Source organism: Rhizobium sp. UBA1881, assembly GCF_002338015.1.
In the GTDB taxonomy this organism is placed as follows: domain Bacteria; phylum Pseudomonadota; class Alphaproteobacteria; order Rhizobiales; family Rhizobiaceae; genus Rhizobium.
Genome location: NZ_DDHH01000086.1, coordinates 1 through 20,506, shown reverse-complemented (window position 1 = coordinate 20,506; position 20,506 = coordinate 1). Strand labels below are relative to the sequence as shown.

The following is a 20,506-nucleotide window of genomic DNA, read 5'->3' as shown; positions in this document are numbered from 1 at the left end:
GTACTTTGTCAACAGGACCTAGTGCCACTTTCTTGTTTCCCTGTGTGATTTGGATATCGAACTCATTATCGCCGCCGTTCAATTGATTCCGGACCCGTCATCGAGACATTCGATAGCTCTGATGGGCACCAGGCTCTTACAACCGCCGTCGACTTCACACAGTCCAAGTATACGGACGCTGGTCGTGACCAGTCACTGGCGCAGCGTCATGGCCATAGTGGTGACCCTCTAGTTCAAGTTTCGCTATGTGAACGTCAATGACCGCGAGTGAAGGCCGAGATAGATCTGAGACCCTTGAACTCGCTACTGCGCTAGTCAATCTCAACGTGCCGTGCGTGATGCAAAGACCGCTCGACTGCGAGCGATGAGCTGGCTGCGAAAGCGGATGAGGCATCCAGTCCGACGGGCTCCTCATCGCCCGTCAACGAATGAAGGGGTCTGTAGCTTGGGCGCAGACGGCGCGCGTGCTATCGGGGTTCGATGCAGCTTGAATTCCTGCCCTCACCACTTTGTCGTTCAAAGCGTCAATTTGAATTCTTTAAATCAAATTGAAATAATTTTGAAGCGCACCATATTAACTGAGAGAACGATGCGGCTGTAGCCAGTTCCGTCGAATTGGCCTGAGGCATTAAGCACGGGGAGTTGGCGATGATTGAATTCAAGACATCCGATAATGGCAAAGTCCGTTCCGAAGAAATCGGACGGCAGCTAAAAAAGCTGGACGCCGAAATGGCATCGCCCAATATCAAGGAAGCCAGACACGCCGAACTCAATATCATCTATCGGCAGCTGTCTGCTGAACGCGACGCTCTGGCACCGCGTGACTGACCCAGTGGATCGGGTGGGCTTACCCAAGCCTGCTCATCTTCCACAGGCGCTTGAGAACTCGAAATGTAGGGTGGACGGATTGTGTCCCAAATCCCAAGATATATCACAACGCCTCAACTCAAAGTCATAAGATCGGTACTTTCCGAAGGAGGGTATAGCGACGAAGTCTGGGCGTCATCTCCGCCTAACATCGAAGCGCAAGCGCTGATCAGGCTCGTCCAGGACGGAATGGGAGATCCAATCGATCTTGCCCGAGAGCTTGAGGCCCGTTTCGGCAGCAAAAGCAAGCCCTCCGCCGCCCTTCAACGCTCGCTCGATCAACTAGCGGACCACGGGTTACTCGTTGCACCAGGCGCTGCCAATGCGACAATCACCGGCGCAGATAAGTAAGTTAGTTGCTCGGACTTCAGCGGATGTTTGCCATGACCTTCCCGATAGCGCTGGCAAGTTGGTCTTGGCTGTACGGCTTTCCCAATCTGGCGACATCGAGACTGACGCCGGGTGGAAGGTCGGCGTATCCGGACGCGATGAGGATAGGTAGATTTGAGATTGTCTGTCGAGCCGCTGTAGCAAGCTCGCCTCCGTTCATCCCAGGCATTGAATAGTCTGTAATAAGCAGATCGAATGTCGCGTCATCTTGCAGCTGCTGGAGCGCCTCCTCTCCAGAATGGACTTCCACGACGTCGTGACCCAAATCGAGCAACATATCGGTTGAACTCATCGCGATGAGCGCGTCGTCATCGACAAAGAGAATTCGGATAGGTTTTTTCAGATCAGCCCTCGACGTGGGCACCAAGTCCTCAGTGGCGGCAGCGGTTGGCAACACGTCAGAAACGGGTATCCAAAGCTCCGCGGTCGTGCCGATCCCGACGACGCTGTCCAGTTTCAATCGGCCTTTCAACTGGAGCGCCAAGCCGTGGATCATTGAAAGACCCAGTCCCGTTCCCTTGCCCAGCTCTTTCGTCGAGAAAAATGGTTCAGTTGCCTTTTCCAGTGTTGCTTTGTCCATCCCCGAGCCATTGTCGGCGACCGAAAGGACAACGTAGCTTCCGGGGCTTAGGCCGTTAGCACTGCTGGCGACTTCGGCAGTCTTAAGTTCGACCCGAATGGTTCCGCCTTCCGACATTGCATCCCGCGCATTTACCGCAAGGTTCAGAAGAGCGAGTTCAACTTGGTTAGCATCTGCCCAAACCGGCGGTAGATGCTCCGGCACTGATGTGATTACGGTCACCGTCGATCCCACCGACCGCTTGAGCATATCCTCGATACCCGCGACAAGCTGTCCGAGATCGACGGCCCCGACCTTGAGGTCCTGCCGCCTGGAAAACGCCAGAAGCCGCTGGGTGAGAGATGCACCGCGCTTCGCGCCTTGCATTGCACCGTCGACAAGGCGCGTAGCCTTCTCGTCATCCGCAAAACGCTTGCGCAACAGTTCGAGATTGCCGAGGACTGCCATCAGTAGGTTGTTGAAATCATGGGCGACGCCGCCTGTCAGTTGCCCAATTGCCTCCATTTTTTGGCTTTGCCTAAGTTGCTCCTCAGCCCGCTCGCGTTGACTGACTTCGTCGAGCACGATTGCGTGCGCCTGCTCCAACGCCCGGGTTCTCTCCTCCACACGCTGCTCGAGCAGCTCATTTAATTGTCGCTGCTGCTGCTCCGCTTCCAACCGAGCGGTAATATCAGCCGAAACCCCGACGATCTTAGTCGCCCTCCCGGCTTTGTCTCTGTAGCGCTGAGCCCGCATCTCGATCCAATGAACGGTGCGGTCGCTCCAGATTACACGGTAATCGATTGCAAGGTCAGCTCCTGTCTCCCTCGTTTCGTTGAGTGCCAAGGTCAATCTTGTTAGGTCTTCCGGGTGAACGGCGCCCACCATCTCGTCAAACAGCAAAATGTCGGCATTACCCCGACCAAAAATCGCACGGCAGGCGGCAGACGTCGTAAGAATGTCGGTGTCTAGGTCAAGCTCCCATGCTCCAAGCCTGCCCGCCTCCAATGCTGTTTGAAGACGCCGCTCTCCTTCATCAAGCTCGATAATCCGCTGGCGTGCTTCATATTGCCGACGTCGCCCTCGCAGTGCAGACCTGACCACACTAACGAACGTGGTCGCGTGGAAGGGCCGTTCGACGAAGCTGACATTGCCCAGTATCTCCGACAGCCGCGCCGCCTGGGGATTTCGCTCGGGACCAGCCCCGCGGGCGGTCAATACGACGAACGGTAGGTCGGACCAGCTTGGCTGACGTTCTACCCACTCGGAGATGGGGCGTAGATCAGCCGAACGCAGTGTCTCCTCGGTGATCACGACGAAGGCAATGTCTTCCCCGAGCTTGGCGACGAAATCGACGAGATCGGGCACGATTTCCGCGCGGATACCCGCTTCCGCAAGTAGCCCGGCCGCGATCTGCGCATCACGCCCCAGCGGTGCGTAAATGAGGCCGGCAGCGTTTGTGTTATGAATTGTCGTCGTCCTCCCTAACACGCGGTAGAAGCGGACCTTTCTCTCCAACAAACGTTGGAACTCCCCGTAGCACACCTTGAAAACCGCTAAGGGCCTCGCCGAGTTTCAACCCTTCTTCGGTGATCCCAAACTCCCTGATCGTGTCCTCGTGCCTGCCGGTTCGCTTTTTGATGATGGATACCGCTCGACGCACTTTCCCCAAAGCCTCAAAATAGCGAAGCAGAACGACAGTGTCAGCCAAATACGTGACATCGACAGGAGACTTCATGTCTCCAACCAACCCATGTTGCGCAACGGTCAAGAACGTGTTTGCACCCTGCCGATTAAGGTACTGCAGCAGTTCATGCATATGAAGAATTAACGCGTTTTCCTCCGGCATGGAAGCCTGGTATCCATTGACGCTGTCGATGACGACGGTCTTGGCGTCGTAGCTTGCCACGCGGTCGCGTACGCGTTGCGCGAACTCGCCCGGGGATAGTTCGGCCGCATCGAGTTGCTCAATGTGAATGGAACCTTCATCGCGTAATTTCTCCAGGTCGAAACCCAAAGCCTTGGTTCTTGTGAACAGCAAGCCCATCTCTTCATCGAAGAGGAATAGTGCAGCCTTTTCACCCCGTGCGACGGTTGCCAGAACGAATTGAAGCGCGAACAAGCTCTTGCCCGTTCCCGCTGGTCCAATAAGCAACGTGCTCGAACCCCGTTCGACACCTCCCCCCAGAAGATCGTCGAACTCACTGATACCGCTGGAAAGAGTGACTCTTTCGAACCCGGTTCGGTGTTCGCTTGCCCGCAAACGCGGGAAGACCGCAACACCACCCGTCCTGATGATGAAATCATGGTACCCGCCGCGATAAGATTGGCCACGGTACTTGATTACACGTAACCTGCGACGCTCGGCGCCATACTCGGGAACGAGTTGTTCAAGATGGATCACACCGTGCACGACACTGTGTACAGTCTTGTCCAGCGTGTCGGCTGTCATGTCGTCCAAGAGCAAGACCGTAGCATCGGACCTAGAAAAGAAGTGCTTCAATGCCAATATCTGGCGGCGATACCTGAGGGAACTCTGCGCTAGCAATCGGATTTCGGAGAGACTGTCGATCACCACCCGCTGCGGCTTTACCCGCTCGAACTCCTGGAAGATCAGCTTCGTCGTCTCGCCGAGCTCAAGATCAGACGAGTACAGCAGGCTCTGCTGCTGATCGGGGTCGAGCAGACTTTCGGGTGGGACCAACTCGAATATTTTCAAAACGTCAGGCAATTCGATCCCATGGGAAGCGGCTCCGTCGCGGAGTTCTTCTTCGGTCTCAGACAAGCTGATATAAAGGCATCTCTCTCCACGGGCAGCTCCCTCAGATAGAAACTGTAGGGCAATGGTGGTCTTTCCGGCTCCAGGTGAGCCCTCAACTAGAAAAACATGTCGTCGAGAAAGACCACCAGATAGAATATCGTCCAGACCTTCAACGCCCGTTTTTGCTTTATTGGCGGTCAATTCGTTCATAACTCCTCCGAAACACGTACACACTTAGAGCGATTTGCTCTCCTAACAAGGATCGCGCCGCACATCTGTCCACGTCTATACATCGAGGTATATGTTCGCCCGAGGTGGCATGCGACAAAGCTGAACGTAATTGGGAGAGGCGCCACTATCGATCGAAGGCGGAGGAAAGCACGGTAGTCGCGTGTTCACGATGCAGAGCATCTTCCCAACGACGGGCCCGCAACGTATCAACATAGCTCGGGGTGGATCGGAGCCCGCCGCATCGTTTTCCGCAGTTGCCCGTTTGATCACGGGCCTGCATACGCCCGATGAGTTCGCGGGGCTTGTGCGATCCTCGCTTGAGTTGATGCCTGGCGCGGTAACGCGTTCAGCCAAGCCCCTGCCGAGGCCCGTGTGGCTTTAGCTGCGCGTTGGATAACATTCTGTTCACGAATTTTCGCTAACTTTAAAGCGTCACGGGGATGAGATACCGAGATGGAGATTAGAGAGGCTGTGTTTGTCGATAGTCGCAGCCCCTCGCCTTCAGCCAAAGGCACAGCTCCGACCGCCTTACCAATATCCATCCGAAGCGCCAATTTTGATGTGGTCGCTACTTTTTTTCAGCGCGTTGATCGACCGATGCCCAAGTAAAAATTCTAAGCGCTGGCAATCCTGTCCTTGAGGGCCGTTTTATTGCGCGCCAGACGGGGAAGTCGAATTCGCTGAGCGTGCGGGGTGGAGTTCGTCAGAACGTCACCAACAGCCGCGCATTCACAGCCTGATCGACGACGTCCCGGGACAAAGCTGCATTGTAGGACAGCCCAAGCCTCATATTGTCCGAAACAAGGGCATCAAATCCGAGCTCGACGAGCGCAGCATTCCTGGTCGCCGCGAGCCCGCTCACACCGAAGGGCGAACCGCCGGAAAAGGCGACGACCTCGACCGGCGCGAGATCGCCGAACGCATAGCGCCAACCGATCATTCCCCTCGCTTCCACCGTCACATTCTCAAGGGAAAAGGCCGAGGTTGTTCGCAGCCCCAAGGTGGTGAGCCCGACATTGTCGTTGCCATCGCCAACCTGGAGCGCCGCATCCCCACCGCTCTCGGTGAAGCCGTTGGAGCGCACATTGACGTAGGCGGCGCCGGCGAAAGGTTCGAGTGTTGCCTGACCAAGCTCAATCTCGTATCCGGCCTCGCCGAACAGCTGAGCGGTTGCAGCATTGTAATTGCCTGAGAGCCTTTCGTTGAAGCCGGGAAAGACAACGTTGCGTGTCGTATCGACGTCGTGCCAGGCGTAGGCAAGGCCGCCTCTCACCCTGACCCTGCCGAGGTCCGCCCCCGCGTAGGCTGCGATATACCAATCGTCACTGTTAGCGCGGGCACCGCGACCATCATCGTCGAAAGCCGATCTACTGTAGCCGCCGGAGAGGCCGATCCTGACGGTGTCGCTCATCTGACCATCGCCGCCGAGGAAGAAACCTCCAATGGAGCGGTCGAGACCGGAGGCCTCCGAGGTTAAGTCACGGTTGGCCCAAGAGCCAACGCCTTGAACCCAGAAGCCGCTCGCAGATCCTTCGCTCTGCACCGTCTGTGCGGTTGCATACAGACGATCGTTGACGGTGTCCCTGATGAAGCGGCTGTCGTCAATCATCGATGAGCGGATGGATGCGTAACTCTGACCCGAGAGCTGATCGAGGGCAGCGTCGATGGCAGTCGTAGAGACTTGCCCCACGATCGCATCGAAAACCTCATTGCCCGAGCCTAATGACTGCACGCCGGTTCCAGTGCCAATGCGTGCGAAGGTTCGCGCTGCAATGGCGGATGTGATGGGCTGGCCGTTATAGGTAACGTCGAGATAGCCGCTGGAGGCATCGTAGGCGAAGGCGAGGTCGGCAAGCGGGAGCTGCTGTGGCGTATTGGCGAAGAAGCCGCTGATGCCGCCGGTCGCCGTGATCAGCGTGTAGCGTTCCGGACGAAAGAAGGACCCGACGAGGTCGAGGGAGGAGCCGCCGATAGTGGCCACGCCAGTGACGTCAAGAAGATCGCTCGTGCCGATAGGGCCGATAAAGCCGATGTCCGCGCGGTAGGTCGAGCCAGGCGCCAGCAGCAGATTGCCTGCGATAGACAGAAGGCCGATATCGTGGCCGGTGCTACCAGGCGAGATAAAGCCGCCTGAGTTTACAGTCGTCGACGGCAAGGTGCTGTCATAGCCGGCGATCGTGCCGCTGGAATTCACCGTGAGCGAGCTCGAGCTCGACAGGTCCATGCCATTGATGGCCAAGGTGCCGCCATTGATGATGGTCGAGCCGGTGTAAGATGCCGTTCCCGAAAAAACCTGCGTGCCGGCGCCCGTCTTGACGATCCCGAGCGGACCCGCAGAGAAGCCGCCAAGAAACGCGACCTGCCGCCACGCTGCCGTATCGATGGTCAGTGTCGCTGCACCGCCCGAAGTGCCCACGCTTCCGGCACCCGAGAGCGAGCCGACTGTCGCTACATGTCCTAAGAGGTCCAGACTACCGTTGACGATAAAACCGCTCACTGGAGACAACACATTATCGGCGCCCGCCTGCAAGGTAGCGGCGGGGCTGATGGTCGTATCTCCTGCGTAGCTGTTGGCACCCCCAAGGGTCAGCAGGCCGCTTTGCAGGGCAAGCGCGCCGCCGCCCCTGATCGCGCCTGCAATGGTCGTGTTGCTTGCTGCGACACTCAGTTCGCCATCTGAAATCAGAATACCGCCAAGAAGCGTCGCGCCGGTGGAAAATCCGAGGAAAGTCGAGCCGCCCGTCTGCAACCCGTCCGCACGCGTGGTGCCATCACCGCTCAATCCGCCGTTGATCGCGCCACCATTGATGATCGAAAGGTCCCTGCCGATAATGCCGACACCGCCCGCGCCAGCCGCCCCTGCCGTGCCGAACGCACCACCAGATCCGCCGGCTCCGCCGGCACCACCTGTAACTGTCGCGCCTGCGCCGATTGTGATCGCGGTCGGAACGTTTGCGAGGAAACCGGGGCCACCCCCACCACCTGCGCCGCCAGTGGATCCCGGCGAACCACTCGCCGCTCCGCCCGCGCCCCCTGCACCACCCGAGACCGTGGCGCCTGGAGCAACATCATAAGGGACGCGCTCTTGTGCCTGCAAATAGGCAGGCGCCAGAAGGGCGGCGGTGCAAAGCAGGAGTGCTTGCGGATTTTGGAGGCCGCGGAGGGAGTGCGCCCCGACGATATACTCGCCGTAGCCAGTCTTGTGATGACGAAATAGGCGCCAACGATTGATAATGGACTTGTCCCCTCTGCCCCAGAATCACAACGTAAAAAAGTATTTGCGAATTGTCTAATGGATAGAGGCCAAAATCGCGGCCTGGAACTGCCAATCTATCCTGATGGTAAATTTCGATGGCTTGCGGGCGGGCCCGTCCCAGAGGATTTCATGCGGCCGGCGCCGCCTGACCAAAAAATTGCGCTTGGCACGAGATATGCATCGTCTTCTTCGGGTTTCCTTTGCTTGGAGGGAAGAATGACGGCTTTGGTCACTGACATCGTATGTGCAACCGGACAGCTTGAAACCGCCATCTTAAATGCGACGATTGCGTCGCCGGATACATGGATCGGTTCCAAATCCATGAAAACGAAAGCAAAACTGCTTCCGCAGGTACTTGTGAAGCAGTATCCCGAACTGTCCGAGATCGAATGCGAGCTGCGCGGACTGTTCGAGGCATGCTCAAAGGCCGTTGATCGGAATTCGATCAATCCCGTGGTTGCAAAAGCGGCAATCTCGCTTGCGCACGAATATCAGGCCATCATCGAGGGGCTGCGCCGCTAATTTAGAGGCGCGTCCAGATCAGCGAGCGGCAGATGACCTTCATCGTGCAGCCGCGCATCTTCACCGTGTCGCCGGATACGGTCAGCACGCCGTCAAACGTCTTCTTGCTGTCGGGCTCGATGATCGTGCCGGTGAAATTGCCGTTCTCGCCGGTAAACGAGCCGATCTTTTGGCCGGCATGATCGCCGGTCTTCATGGTGATGCAGTAGCCATTGCCGCATTCCGAAATCGTCGCCGTCGTTCCAACCTGCGTCTTCCAAACACCGACTACCGGCTCCTGGGCCGAGGCGATCGGCATCAACGCCAGCTGCGTCACGAGCGCCAGGGGCGCTGCGATTGAAAAGAGCGATTTCATGGGATGCTCCTATATCGTTCATGCCTGAGCGCGGGGTCGCGGGCGGCCGATCGCGCGAATTGCGCCCATCCGGGCGCTGCTCCGACCCTTCGTGGGAGCGTTGAGACCGATATAGGTCGAATAGCGGCGAACGCCAGAAAAAAAGCGGGAGTCCGGAGCCCGAATTCCCGCTTTCTCACATCATCTTAAAAGACGATCGATTATGCCTCGAGCCACTTCACCTGTTCTGGTGTCAGCTTGATATCGAGCGCCGAGAGGCTGTCTTCCAGCTCGGCGATCGTGCGTGGTCCGATCAAAGGAATGACCGGGAACGGCTGCGCGATGACATAGGCGAGCGCGATGTGGATGGGGCTGCGGCCAAGCTTGGCCGCGAGCTCGATTGCACGGTCGCGGCGCACGAAGTTGCGGTCGGAATACCAGCAACGAACGATTTCCTCGTCGTCCTGCTTGTCGCGACCGGCACGGTCGGTGAAGAAGCCACGGCCCTGGCTGGACCATGCAAAGTTCGGCACCTGCCGCTCGTTGAGCCATGTTTTCCACTCGTCGGTCGACGACGTCACGCATCCAGCCCAGATCGGGTCGAGCATTTCGGCGAGCGAGTAGTTATTCGACAGCGCTGCCGGCGCCAGTTTGCCGTTTTTAGCGGCGTAGGCCGCCGCCTCATCCATGCGTTCGCGGGTCCAGTTGGAACCGCCGAAAATGCCGCGGATGCGGCCACGCTTGACCTCGGCGTCCATGGCATCGACAAACTCGCCGACCGGAACGTCGGTGTTGTCGCGGTGCATGAAGTAGATGTCGACGTAGTCTGTCTTCAAACGGTTAAGCGACTGGTCGAGCTGCTTGGCGATGACATCGGGATAGACGAGTGGCGAATGCGCGCCCTTGCCGATCAGCACGATCTCCTCGCGATTGACATTGCGGCTGGTGTGCCAGTCGCCGAAAATGCTCTCGGTCTTGCCGCCGCCATAGACGAAGGCGGTGTCGAAGACGTTGCCGCCGGCTTCATAGAAGGCATCGAGCGTAAGCGAGGCGGCGGCGAAGTTCGGGAAGAACTCAAAACCGAGGGTAACGACTGAGGCGGGCTTGGAGATGCCGGGGATGGCGCGCTTGGGAATGCTGTTACCGAGCGCGACCTTGTCGCCGGCAAGATTGTTCACCCGCTTTGCCGCCTTCTCGACGCTGTATTCCAGGCCGATCGACGCGCGCCACTGGTCGAGCACGCGCAGATTGCCGACGGAATCGGCCCAGCCCATGCCCGGAGAGGAGAACTCCTGCTGGCCGGCGCGGATGGCATCGCCTGCCGCATCGACTTCGAACGAATAGAGCCAGCGGTCTTCCTTGACCTCGATCGTCTGCTGCTCGTTGCCCTTGAAGAGCTCGATCTTGCCGACGCCGCCCTTGTGGCCCGAAGCGAACCAGAAGTCCTTGACCTCGATGCGGCCTTCCGAGCCGATGATGCGCAGCGTGTTGTCCTGGTTTGCCATGATCGAGCACGAGACGTCGGCGATGACGCCGCCGGGGAATTGCAACACGGCGGACGCCCACTCGTCGACGCCAGACTGGCCGAGATGGCCGACACCCGCGACCTTCTCCGGCTCCAAGAACGGCTTGCCTTCGGCCGCCCCCGCGATCAGCCGCGCCATGGAGACCGGATAGCCACCGACATCCAGAATGCCGCCGCCGGCCGTCTCGTATGCAAACAGGCGGTGTTCGGGGCGGAACGTACCCATGTTGAAGCCGAAGCTGGTGCGGATAATGCGCAGCGCACCGATGGCGCCGGATTTCACCAGTTCTACGATCTTGGCCGTCTGCGGATGGACGCGGTACATGAAGGCCTCGCCCGCGAAAACGCCAGCCTTCTTGGCTTCATGATAGATGGCATCGGCATCGTAGGCGGTAAGCGCGATTGGCTTTTCGACGAGCACATGCTTGCCTGCCCGGATCGCCTTGATCGCCCATTCAGCATGGCCGGTGTGCGGCACGGCGATGTAGACCGCATCGATCTCGCTGTCGCCGAGCAGGGCGTCATAACCCTTGACGATGCGGGCGCCGGGGAAGTTTTCGGCAAGACCTGGCTTTTCGGGGTTGCGGGTGGCAATAGCGACGAGCTTGCCGGTGCGCGAATGCGCGATGCCATCTGCGAAGGTACGCGCAATGGTGCCCGGGCCGATGATACCCCAGCGGATCGGTTGATCTGAGCTCATGGGAAAGTCCTCTTCTTTCATGTCAGTCAGTTGCAAGTCTTGGGATGGAATTGTCTTAGCGCAGGCGTTTTCCCGCGCTGTCGAACAGGAAGACGCGTTTTGCGGAGAGCCCCACGGTCAGCGTGTCTCGCTCGGCGGCTGTGCGTGATTCCGGGCGCTCGATGATCATCTGCTCGCCGCCTTTCGTGGTGGCGTAGATGTAGCTGGTATTGCCGAGGTGCTCGGCGACATCGATGGAGACGGTCAGATCCGTGTCGCCCTGCCCGGCATCGCTGAAATGCTCCGGCCGGATGCCAATAGTGACGTCAGCGCCCTTCTCGACCGCCGAAGTGACCGGCAGCGTCAGGCGAACGTTCGGCTCGCCGGCGATGGCGACGGTGGCCGTTCCGCCCCCCGCCTCGATCACTTTGGACTTCAGGAAGTTCATCTTCGGCGATCCGACGAAGCCGGCGACGAACTGGTTGGCGGGATCGTCGTAGAGATCGAGCGGCGCACCCACCTGTTCGATGTTGCCGGACCGGAGCACAACGATCTTGTCGGCGAGCGTCATCGCTTCTGTCTGATCGTGAGTGACATAGATCATCGTGGTGCCGAGCTGCTTGTGCAGTCGCGAAATCTCCACTCGCATCTGCACGCGCAGCTCAGCATCGAGGTTGGACAGCGGCTCGTCGAACAGGAAGACCTCAGGTTCGCGCACGATGGCGCGGCCGATCGCGACGCGCTGGCGCTGGCCACCTGAGAGCTGTTTTGGGCGCCGCTGCATCAGCTCGTTGATCTGCAGGATGTTGGCTGCATGCTTCACGCGCTTTTCGGTATCCGCCTTGGGATTGCCGTTCATGCGCAGGCCAAAGCTCAAATTCTCCTCGACCGTCATGTGCGGATAGAGCGCATAGGACTGGAAGACCATGGCGATGCCGCGGTCAGCTGGCTCGACATCGTTGACAACCTTGCCGCCGATGTTGATCTCGCCGCCGGAGATATCCTCCAGCCCGGCGATCATGCGCAACAGCGTGGACTTGCCGCAGCCCGACGGGCCGACGAAGACGACGAACTCGCCATCCTTCACGTCGAGATCGGCGCCATGGATGATCTCGAGCGCGCCGAAGCGCTTGACCACATTTTTCAAAGAAAGTTCAGACATCAGGCGTTCCCCGACTATTTGACTGCGCCGGCCGAAATGCCGGCGATGAAGTGACGTTGCAGGAACACGAAGACCACGAGGATCGGCGCGGTGAGCAGCATGGCACCGGCCATGATGCCGCCCCATGAAACCTTGGTGAGACCGATCAGCGATCCGAGCGCCACCGGCGCGGTCATCATTCCAGGCTTGGAATTGATGAGCAGCGGCCAGAGGTAGTTGTTCCACGACGCGAGGAAGAGGATGATGGCGAGAGCCGCCATCGTCGGGCGTGCTAGCGGCAAAGCGATCCGCAGGAAGATCTGCCGCTCCTTGACCCCTTCGACACGCGCGGCATCGAAGAGTTCGGCCGGCATCATCGAGAAGGCCTGGCGCATGAACAGCACGCCAAGCGAGTTGAACAGCGGCGGGACAATCAATGCCACCCAGGTGTTGGCGAGCTTGAACTCGCGCGCCACCATGATGAACTGCGGGATGACCACGACGGCGAAGGGCAACGTGATGGTGCCGAGAATGATGGCGACGACCATGGACTTTCCGACGAAGCGATAGCGCGCAAGCGCCCAGCCGGCCATTGACGTCAAGAGCACCGACAGGAAGGTATAGACCGAGGCGACCACCACCGAGATGAACATGGCACGGACGAAATCGGTATCAGCCTGCAGGTTCTTGAAGTTCTCGACGAAGTTCGTCGACGGCCAAAGCACGATGTCAGGGCTGAAGATGCCGTAATCCGGCATGGTCGAGAAGACGAACATCATCCAGATCGGAAACAGCCAGACAATGGCAAGCGGCGTCAGCACGACATGCAGCAGCACGGTCTGCAGCATCTTGGATTGGGACTTGGACTTCATTTCTGTTCCCTCCCGACCCACAGATTGAGCAGCGAGATGGTGATGGCGAGGATGGCCATGGTGTAGGCGATCGCCGACGCGTAGCCGAAGTTCAGCGACAGGAAGCCTTGGCGATAGAGCAGCAGGCCAAGCGTCTCGGTGCCGCCGCCAGGACCACCGCGATTGGTGATCAGGAAGGGTTCGGCGAAGAGCTGCATAGTTCCGATAACCGACAGGATGACGCAGAACAGGATTATCGGCTTCAGGAGCGGCAGAGTGATATGAATGAACTGCTTGGTCTTCGACACCTTGTCGAGGGTTGCCGCCTCGTAGACATCGTCAGGGATCGATTGCAGACCGGCGAGCAGGATGATGGCGTTGTAGCCCGCCCAACGCCAGGTAACAGCAATGATGACGAGTGCCATCGCGGCATTGGCGTTGTCGAACCAGGAAACGGGAGACAGGCCGACCGAGGTGATTAGCTTGTTGACGATGCCGAAATCGATGCTGAACATCAGCCGGAACACGGCGGCATAGGCCACCTCACCGACGACGACGGGCGCGAAGAAGGCAAAGCGATAGAGCGGGCGCGCCTTCAGAAGCGGCGAGTTCAACAGGACGGCCATCAGTGTCGCAAGCGCGATCATGACGGGCACTTGGATCACCAGGATGATGAGCGTGTTGTAGAGCGCATTGTAGAAAGCGGGATCGCCGATCAGGCGTCCCCAATTGACGGAAGCGCTAAATTTCCAGGGATTTACGCGCGTATTCTGAAACGAGATCAGAAACGAGCTGATGATGGGCCATAGCCAGAAAGTGGCGAAGACGAGCAGATAGGGCGCAAGAAAAAAGTATGCGCTCCGATTGCGGATCGGCATTTCATTCTCCTCAAAGTCGAAGCGAGAGATGGAAGCCGGGCACCCAAAGGATGCCCGGCATCGTCACTCATTCCGCAATGGGAAGACCGGTGGCGGTCTCGATCTGCTTGGCGGCATCATCGAGTGCCGCCTTGGCATCGGGATAGCCGCCGGCGAAATACTTGGTCTGCGTTGCCTTGTAGATCGCGTCAGCGTCCGTCTGGAACTGCGTGCCGCGGCTCGGCTTGATCTTCGGCAGGGTCGAGAGAATATCGGCCCAGACCTTCTGGCCGCCCCAATAGGGCTGCGCCTCGTTGACGAACGGATCCTGCACCGCCGTAAGCAGCGAGGGAACAAGACCGAAGGACTTCAGCATCGCGACCTGGCCTTCATTGGTGCCGAGCGCGTAATCGACATAGGTCCAGGCGGCTTCCTTGTTGGCCGAGTTGGCGGCAATCGCCAGCGACGAACCGCCGAGGTTGGCAGCATGCGGCCCATCCGGCGTCAGGCTCGGCATCATGTAGACGCCCCACTTGCCCGACAGATCGGGCGAACCCGAGCGCACGGTGCCTTCGTACCAGCCGCCATACATCTGGCTGGCAGCCTTGCCGGCGGTGTTGGCCTGGATTTTTTCGTCCCAGATTGCAGCTGTCAGCGTACCGGCGTCCTTCATCTCCTTGACCTTCTCAAGGGTGGCGACGCAGGCGGGCTGGTTGATGGTGATGTTCTGGCCATCGGTCGAGAAGTAGCCGCAGCCCTGCTCGTTGGAGATCATGCGGAACCATTCGCTGTCGCCGTTGAAGTCGGCCTGGGCCATGACGACGCCTGGATTGGCGGCCGAGATCTTTTTCCCGGCGGCGATGAAATCGTCCCAGGTCTTGATCGATGCAGGATCGACGCCGGCCTTCTCATAGAAGTCACGACGATAGAAGACCGCGACCGGACCGGAATCCCAGGGCATTGCATAGGCGACATCGCCCACTTCAAGCTCGGTGCGCTTGAATTCAGGGAATTTCGCTTGAATTTCAGCCGTATAGCCGAGGTCCTTCAAGTTGGCGAAGCAATCCGGGAAGCGATTCCAGAAGATTTCTGCTTCGAAGTTTTCGACCGTGACGATATCAGGAAGACCCTCGCCGCCAGCAGCGCAGGCCGCCAGCATCTTATCGAAAACCTGTTGGTTTCCAAGATCTTCCACGGTCACCTTGATATCTGGGTGGAGCTTGTTGAAGCCCTCGAGCGTGGACTTCAGCGCCGATGCGGCGACGTTCCAGCTCCAGATGGTGAGATTGGCCGACTGCGCGAATGCGGAGCCGGATGCAAGAAGTGCAACAGCAGCGGTTGCACCGATAAGTTTGAAGCGCATTGAAAATCCTCCCTTTTCAATTGCCGTCCCTTAGCGAACGTGACTACACTAACCGCAAGGGAGCCGCTGTCTCCTAAAAAGGGAATATGGATTTGGCGGAAAGTAAGATTGAACAGAGGGCTGTCTATCAGCCGGGAGCGAGCAGCATCGAGGGATTGCCCACGGCACTCCAGATGTTTCACAACCATCCGCCGCCGATGCTCATGCCCCATTGGCATGTGCAGGTGGAGCTGAACTACATCATGCGTGGTGAGGTGCACTACCGCATGAACGGCCACGACATCAGCATGAAGGCCGGTGACATGTGCCTGTTTTGGGGCGGGCAGCCGCACCAGATGGACGAGAGCAGTGATGATTCGATCTATGCCGGCGGGCATCTGCCGCTGGTCTATTTCTTTCGCATGCGGGTGCCGATCAACATTTCGAGCCGGTTGATGAAGGGCGAGATTCTCTTCACCTCCGCCACCGATGCCGCCGACATCGAGAACTTTCCGCGCTGGGTGGCCTATGCGAAATCCGGCGATGCCGCCAAAGCGCAACACGCTGTGGAGGAGATGCTTCTGCGCATCGAGCGCATCGTGCTCGAGCCCTATTCCATGCTTGCGCCCAACGGCTTGTCGGCGACGGATGATGTCGAGCAGGCCTATCCGCAATCGTCGCGCAGCGTCGCGCGCATGTGTGATTTCATCGCCTTGAACTTTCTGCACGAGATCGATTCGGTCGATATTGCGCGGGCGGCGGACCTGCATCAGAAATACGCCATGAACCTCTTCAAGAAGACGACGGGCATGACGCTCAGCAAATACGTCAACCTGCTCAGGCTGTCGCGCGCGCAGGCGATGCTGATGAACGAAGAGGCGAATGTGCTGCAGGTGGCAATGGATAGCGGCTTTGGCTCGATCAGCGCCTTCAACAAATCCTTCCGCCATATCGCAGGCATGTCGCCTTCCGATTTCCGTCGCGACTCGCGCTTCATCTCGCAATACGTTCCGGCCTGAGGAGGCAACGTCGTAAACGTTGCCGGAATCACCTCAGTCCGTTTCGCGCGCCGACAATCCGCCATGTTGCCGATGATACTTGGAGGTACCGATCGGCTAACCGCATGACAATACCGCAGCAAAACCAAGGAAAATGATCGTGGTCGAGAAAACACCCGCCTCATCCAGTGACACCGCAATCGACGAGAAGACCGGGGGCCCGCAGCTTCGCTCCAGGGCATGGTTCGACAATCTGGCCAATCCCGACATGACCGCGCTTTATCTCGAGCGCTACATGAACTTCGGCCTCAGCCAGGAAGAACTGCAGTCGGGCCGGCCAATCATCGGCATCGCGCAGACGGGCTCGGACCTATCGCCATGCAACCGCCACCATATCGAACTTGCCAAGCGCGTGCGCGAAGGTATCCGCGATGCGGGCGGGATCGCCATCGAGTTCCCGGTCCACCCGATCCAGGAAACCGGCAAGCGCCCGACCGCCGGCCTAGACCGCAATCTCTCCTATCTCGGCCTTGTCGAGGTGCTCTACGGCTATCCGCTCGATGGCGTTGTCCTGACGATCGGCTGCGACAAGACGACGCCGGCCTGTCTCATGGCCGCGGCAACCGTGAACATCCCTGCGATCGCGTTGTCCGTCGGCCCCATGTTGAATGGCTGGTTCCGCGGCGAGCGCACGGGCTCGGGCACGATCGTCTGGAAGGCGCGCGAGATGATGGCGCGCGGCGAAATCGACTACCAGGGCTTCGTCAAGCTCGTCGCCTCCTCCGCGCCCTCGACCGGCTATTGCAACACGATGGGCACGGCGACCACGATGAACTCGCTTGCCGAAGCGCTTGGCATGCAGCTGCCGGGTGCTGCCGCCATCCCCGCGCCCTACCGCGATCGCCAGGAGATCTCCTACGAGACCGGCCTGCGCATCGTCGAGATGGTACGCGAGGATTTGAAGCCATCCGACATCCTAACCAGGCAAGCCTTCATCAACGCGATCAAGGTCAACTCCGCGATCGGCGGCTCGACCAACGCGCCGATCCACCTGAACGCCCTTGCCCGTCATGTCGGCGTCGAACTCTCGGTCGACGACTGGCAGACCCATGGCGAGGAAATCCCGCTGCTCGTCAACCTCCAGCCGGCCGGCGAATATCTCGGCGAGGATTACTACCACGCCGGCGGCGTCCCCGCCGTCATGGGCGAGTTGATCAAGCACGGCCACCTCGATACCAACGCGATGACGGTCAACGGCAAGACGGTCGGCGAGAACTACACGGCCTCGATGATCGAAGACGAAAAGGTCATCCGGCCATTCGACCGGCCGCTCAAGGAGCGCGCCGGCTTCCGCGTGCTGAAGGGTAACCTCTTCTCCTCTGCGATCATGAAGACCAGTGTCATCTCGCCGGAGTTCCGCGACCGTTATCTCTCCAATCCCAATGACCCGGAAGCATTCACCGGCCGCGCCGTCGTGTTCGACGGGCCGGAGGATTATCACCACCGCATCGACGATCCGTCGCTTGCCATCGACGCCGCGACCATTCTCTTCATGCGCGGCGCCGGCCCGATCGGCTATCCTGGTGCTGCCGAAGTGGTGAACATGCGCGCGCCGGATTACCTGTTGAAACAGGGCATCTCGTCGCTCCCCTGCGTCGGCGATGGCCGCCAGTCGGGCACATCAGGCTCACCCTCGATCCTCAATGCCTCGCCGGAGGCGGCCGCAGGTGGCGGGCTTGCGATCCTGCAGACGGGCGATCAGGTGCGTATCGACCTGAAAAAGGGAACCGCCAACATCCTGATCAGCGACGAGGAAATCGCCAAGCGGCGCGCGGAACTGGTGGCGGCCGGCGGCTATGTCTATCCGGAAAGCCAGACGCCGTGGCAGGAAATTCAGCGCTCCTATGTCGGGCAGATGGAAACAGGCGCGGTGCTGGAGCCGGCGGTGAAGTATCAGCGGATCGCCCAGACAAAGGGCATCCCTCGCGATAACCACTAATCTGATCGTCTTGTCCCGTCGTGGGCCGATGCCTTGGTGGGCACCGGCCCATGCGCGCCATCAAACGATCGTTCTCCGTGCAATCCGGCCTTGCCCGGCGGTCACGAATGTGATCGATTTTGCTGCCGCTGGGTTGGAGGGCGGCGCATCCCTGGCTCATAGAGCGCGTCCATCGCTCGCGTGACGGAACAATATCATGTCTTACACCCTTCTCGACGCCGCCGCCTCGGGTGGTCTGTTTGTTGGCCGTGTCTGGAACCCTGACGTGGGAGGCCCGAGCCTCGTCACTGTCCGCGATCAACAGGTGATCGATATCACCTCGAAAACTGTCGCCACGATGAGCGCGCTCCTGGAGAGACCTGATCTTGTCGCCTTTGTCCGCTCGGCGAACGGCAAGTCACTTGGAACGCTCGAGGGGATCGCCGCAAACAGCTCTGGCAAACCGGATGAGACGCACCCCTATTTTCTCGCACCTGTCGACCTGCAGGCGATCAAGGCCTGCGGTGTCACCTTCGCGCAGTCAATGATCGAGCGGGTTATCGAGGAGAAGGCTGCGGGAAATCCTGATCGCGCAGCCGCTATCCGTGAACGTGTCAGCACGCTGATCGGCGGCAGCCTCAACAATTTGAAGGCCGGTTCTCCCGATGCTGCCAAGGTCAAGCAGGCGTTGATCGAGGAAGGCATGTGGTCGCAATATCTCGAGGTCGGCATTGGCCCGGATGCAGAAGTCTTCACCAAGGCGCCGGTGCTCTCCTCCGTCGGCTGGGGTGCCGATGTCGGACTGCATCCGGTCTCGACCTGGAACAATCCGGAGCCGGAAATCGTGCTCGCGGTCAATAGCCGCGGCGAGATCCGGGGCGCGGCGCTCGGCAACGACGTCAACCTGCGCGATGTCGAAGGGCGATCGGCGCTGCTGCTCGGCAAGGCGAAGGACAACAACGCCTCATGTGCGATCGGACCCTTCATTCGCCTGCTCGACGACAGCTTCGATCTTGATGCGGTGCGCAGCGCCGAGCTCGACCTGAAGGTGACCGGTGAAGATGGCTTTGTGCTTCACGGCACAAGTTCGATGTCGAAGATCAGCCGCGATCCGACCGATCTCGTCCGCCAGACCTGCGGCGCGCATCACCAGTATCCCGACGGGTTCATGCTGTTTCTCGGGACGCTGTTTGCGCCAACCAAGGACCGCGACACGCCGAACCAGGGCTTTACCCATAAGATCGGCGACGTCGTGGAGATTTCGTCGCCCGGCCTCGGCTCACTCGTCAATACGGTTCGCCGCTCGAATGACTGCCCGCCATGGACGTTTGGCATCGGCGCCTTGATGGCTAATCTGGCAAAACGCGGACTGCTCTAGCTGCCGACCACATGTAGGGACACTCGGACAAGCGGGCCTCGGTGGCGGCGTGCGACCGCCATCAAAAAACGTCCGGTATAACCCTTGAGCGCCTGTCTATTTCGGACCGCAACCATATATGCAACGAATAAGCGAAGCGAAGATATGAGAGCGCGATGAAACTGACTGCGGTTGCAATGATCGCCTTGATCGTCTTGGCAGGATGCACGACGGGCAAGGACTATTTCGCCCCGGGGCTGACGCCAATTCCCGGCAGCATCATCTATAGTGGCCAGCCGCGGACGAAGCTCACAAAGTCGCCCATTGGTTCTACCTTCCCGCACAGCTTTATCGACCAGTACGGCCAGGAGGTCGAGGAGACCTACATGATCCAGCCCGACCGAACGCTGAAGATTGTTCACCGGGTAATCCGGCCTATCCGCTTTGGCGGTAGAGATTGAAAGCAGCACACGTCCAGCGCGCATCTTCAGGCTTTTTTTGCACAGATCACCTTATCGTCATAATCCTGAGGTTGAAATTGAACGCTTGCTAAGACAAACTGTTGTTGCTGGATAGAGCCGGTTTGCCGGGGACTGTTTCGCTTTGGTTCCAGCGTAGGAAATACAGGATGAATGCAAAGACACCGAATGCAATCGATAGCTATGTGGGTTCTCAGGTCAGAATGCGCAGGCAGTTGCTGGGACTGAGCCAAGAACGGTTGGCCGAGCAGATCGGCGTGACGTTCCAGCAGGTGCAGAAGTATGAAAAGGGAATGAACCGGATCGGGGCGAGCCGCCTACAACGCATCGCCGAGGTTTTGAACACCACACCAAGTTTCTTCTTTCAACAGGACCCTTC

16 protein-coding genes are annotated in these 20,506 nt (G+C 59.1%); 7 read left to right on the top strand and 9 right to left on the bottom strand.

Annotated elements, in window-relative coordinates:
• Positions 1-648: 648 nt before the first annotated feature.
• Positions 649-828 carry a hypothetical protein gene (locus tag B3605_RS10450; RefSeq protein WP_112941955.1) on the top strand — a complete coding sequence of 60 codons (180 nt, stop codon included), beginning with the start codon at positions 649-651 and terminating at the stop codon, positions 826-828.
• A gap of 406 nt (positions 829-1,234) precedes the next feature.
• Here B3605_RS10450 and B3605_RS10445 read toward each other — a convergent pair whose 3' ends face one another.
• From B3605_RS10445 to B3605_RS10435, 3 genes are all read right to left on the bottom strand, one after another.
• Positions 1,235-3,307 (bottom strand): hybrid sensor histidine kinase/response regulator, encoded by a 2,073-nt coding sequence (locus B3605_RS10445; protein ID WP_296433712.1) that lies wholly within the window; start codon positions 3,305-3,307, stop codon positions 1,235-1,237.
• Positions 3,279-4,787, bottom strand: a complete 1,509-nt coding sequence (locus tag B3605_RS10440) for an ATPase domain-containing protein (protein WP_112941956.1) — start codon at positions 4,785-4,787, stop codon at positions 3,279-3,281. The genes B3605_RS10445 and B3605_RS10440 overlap by 29 nt, the downstream gene beginning before the upstream one ends.
• Before the next feature lie 724 nt (positions 4,788-5,511).
• Positions 5,512-7,905 (bottom strand): autotransporter outer membrane beta-barrel domain-containing protein, encoded by a 2,394-nt coding sequence (locus B3605_RS10435; protein WP_296433709.1) that lies wholly within the window; start codon positions 7,903-7,905, stop codon positions 5,512-5,514.
• Between the two features lie 375 nt (positions 7,906-8,280).
• On the opposite strand from B3605_RS10435, the gene B3605_RS10430 reads away from it, so the two are divergent.
• Positions 8,281-8,586 (top strand): hypothetical protein, encoded by a 306-nt coding sequence (locus B3605_RS10430; protein WP_183794207.1) that lies wholly within the window; start codon positions 8,281-8,283, stop codon positions 8,584-8,586.
• 1 nt (position 8,587) lies between these two features.
• On the opposite strand, the gene B3605_RS10425 is transcribed toward B3605_RS10430, so the two are convergent.
• From B3605_RS10425 to B3605_RS10400, 6 genes are all read right to left on the bottom strand, one after another.
• On the bottom strand, positions 8,588-8,941 hold the full coding sequence (locus tag B3605_RS10425; protein ID WP_409457182.1) for a DUF2147 domain-containing protein: 354 nt from the start codon (positions 8,939-8,941) through the stop codon (positions 8,588-8,590).
• Positions 8,942-9,141: 200 nt separating this feature from the next.
• Entirely contained in the window at positions 9,142-11,145 is a 2,004-nt protein-coding gene (locus B3605_RS10420) for an aldo/keto reductase (RefSeq protein ID WP_296433705.1), read from the bottom strand.
• 55 nt (positions 11,146-11,200) lie between these two features.
• Positions 11,201-12,286: an ABC transporter ATP-binding protein gene (locus B3605_RS10415; protein WP_112941959.1), complete on the bottom strand. Its 1,086-nt coding sequence runs from the start codon at positions 12,284-12,286 to the stop codon at positions 11,201-11,203.
• A gap of 14 nt (positions 12,287-12,300) precedes the next feature.
• Positions 12,301-13,137: a carbohydrate ABC transporter permease gene (locus tag B3605_RS10410; RefSeq protein WP_018901638.1), complete on the bottom strand. Its 837-nt coding sequence runs from the start codon at positions 13,135-13,137 to the stop codon at positions 12,301-12,303.
• Positions 13,134-13,994, bottom strand: a complete 861-nt coding sequence (locus B3605_RS10405) for a carbohydrate ABC transporter permease (RefSeq protein WP_018901637.1) — start codon at positions 13,992-13,994, stop codon at positions 13,134-13,136. Before B3605_RS10405 ends, B3605_RS10410 begins: the two co-directional genes overlap by 4 nt.
• Positions 13,995-14,061: 67 nt before the next feature.
• A complete protein-coding gene (locus B3605_RS10400) occupies positions 14,062-15,336 on the bottom strand; it encodes an ABC transporter substrate-binding protein (protein WP_112819054.1) in 1,275 nt (424 codons plus the stop codon).
• A gap of 86 nt (positions 15,337-15,422) precedes the next feature.
• Here B3605_RS10400 and B3605_RS10395 point away from each other — a divergent pair, with 86 nt between their 5' ends.
• The 5 genes from B3605_RS10395 to B3605_RS10375 all read left to right on the top strand — a co-directional run.
• A complete protein-coding gene (locus B3605_RS10395; RefSeq protein ID WP_296433700.1) occupies positions 15,423-16,334 on the top strand; it encodes a helix-turn-helix domain-containing protein in 912 nt (303 codons plus the stop codon).
• Positions 16,335-16,467: 133 nt separating this feature from the next.
• Positions 16,468-18,312 (top strand): IlvD/Edd family dehydratase, encoded by a 1,845-nt coding sequence (locus B3605_RS10390; RefSeq protein ID WP_210297112.1) that lies wholly within the window; start codon positions 16,468-16,470, stop codon positions 18,310-18,312.
• 196 nt (positions 18,313-18,508) lie between these two features.
• On the top strand, positions 18,509-19,669 hold the full coding sequence (locus B3605_RS10385) for a fumarylacetoacetate hydrolase family protein (RefSeq protein WP_296433697.1): 1,161 nt from the start codon (positions 18,509-18,511) through the stop codon (positions 19,667-19,669).
• A 155-nt stretch (positions 19,670-19,824) separates the two neighbouring features.
• Positions 19,825-20,109: a hypothetical protein gene (locus B3605_RS10380; protein ID WP_296433696.1), complete on the top strand. Its 285-nt coding sequence runs from the start codon at positions 19,825-19,827 to the stop codon at positions 20,107-20,109.
• 167 nt (positions 20,110-20,276) lie between these two features.
• A partial coding sequence (locus B3605_RS10375) for a helix-turn-helix domain-containing protein (protein ID WP_296433694.1) occupies positions 20,277-20,506 on the top strand: 230 nt, incomplete at its 3' end.

What these genes read in the sequence shown, in the direction of transcription:
- B3605_RS10450 (WP_112941955.1), top strand. Translation starts at nt 649, where the DNA reads ATGATTGAATTCAAGACATCCGATAATGGCAAAGTCCGTTCCGAAGAA.
- B3605_RS10440 (WP_112941956.1), bottom strand. Translation starts at nt 4,787, where the DNA reads ATGAACGAATTGACCGCCAATAAAGCAAAAACGGGCGTTGAAGGTCTG.
- B3605_RS10430 (WP_183794207.1), top strand. Translation starts at nt 8,281, where the DNA reads ATGACGGCTTTGGTCACTGACATCGTATGTGCAACCGGACAGCTTGAA.
- B3605_RS10425 (WP_409457182.1), bottom strand. Translation starts at nt 8,941, where the DNA reads ATGAAATCGCTCTTTTCAATCGCAGCGCCCCTGGCGCTCGTGACGCAG.
- B3605_RS10420 (WP_296433705.1), bottom strand. Translation starts at nt 11,145, where the DNA reads ATGAGCTCAGATCAACCGATCCGCTGGGGTATCATCGGCCCGGGCACC.
- B3605_RS10415 (WP_112941959.1), bottom strand. Translation starts at nt 12,286, where the DNA reads ATGTCTGAACTTTCTTTGAAAAATGTGGTCAAGCGCTTCGGCGCGCTC.
- B3605_RS10410 (WP_018901638.1), bottom strand. Translation starts at nt 13,137, where the DNA reads ATGAAGTCCAAGTCCCAATCCAAGATGCTGCAGACCGTGCTGCTGCAT.
- B3605_RS10405 (WP_018901637.1), bottom strand. Translation starts at nt 13,994, where the DNA reads ATGCCGATCCGCAATCGGAGCGCATACTTTTTTCTTGCGCCCTATCTG.
- B3605_RS10400 (WP_112819054.1), bottom strand. Translation starts at nt 15,336, where the DNA reads ATGCGCTTCAAACTTATCGGTGCAACCGCTGCTGTTGCACTTCTTGCA.
- B3605_RS10395 (WP_296433700.1), top strand. Translation starts at nt 15,423, where the DNA reads ATGGATTTGGCGGAAAGTAAGATTGAACAGAGGGCTGTCTATCAGCCG.
- B3605_RS10390 (WP_210297112.1), top strand. Translation starts at nt 16,468, where the DNA reads ATGATCGTGGTCGAGAAAACACCCGCCTCATCCAGTGACACCGCAATC.
- B3605_RS10385 (WP_296433697.1), top strand. Translation starts at nt 18,509, where the DNA reads ATGTCTTACACCCTTCTCGACGCCGCCGCCTCGGGTGGTCTGTTTGTT.
- B3605_RS10380 (WP_296433696.1), top strand. Translation starts at nt 19,825, where the DNA reads ATGAAACTGACTGCGGTTGCAATGATCGCCTTGATCGTCTTGGCAGGA.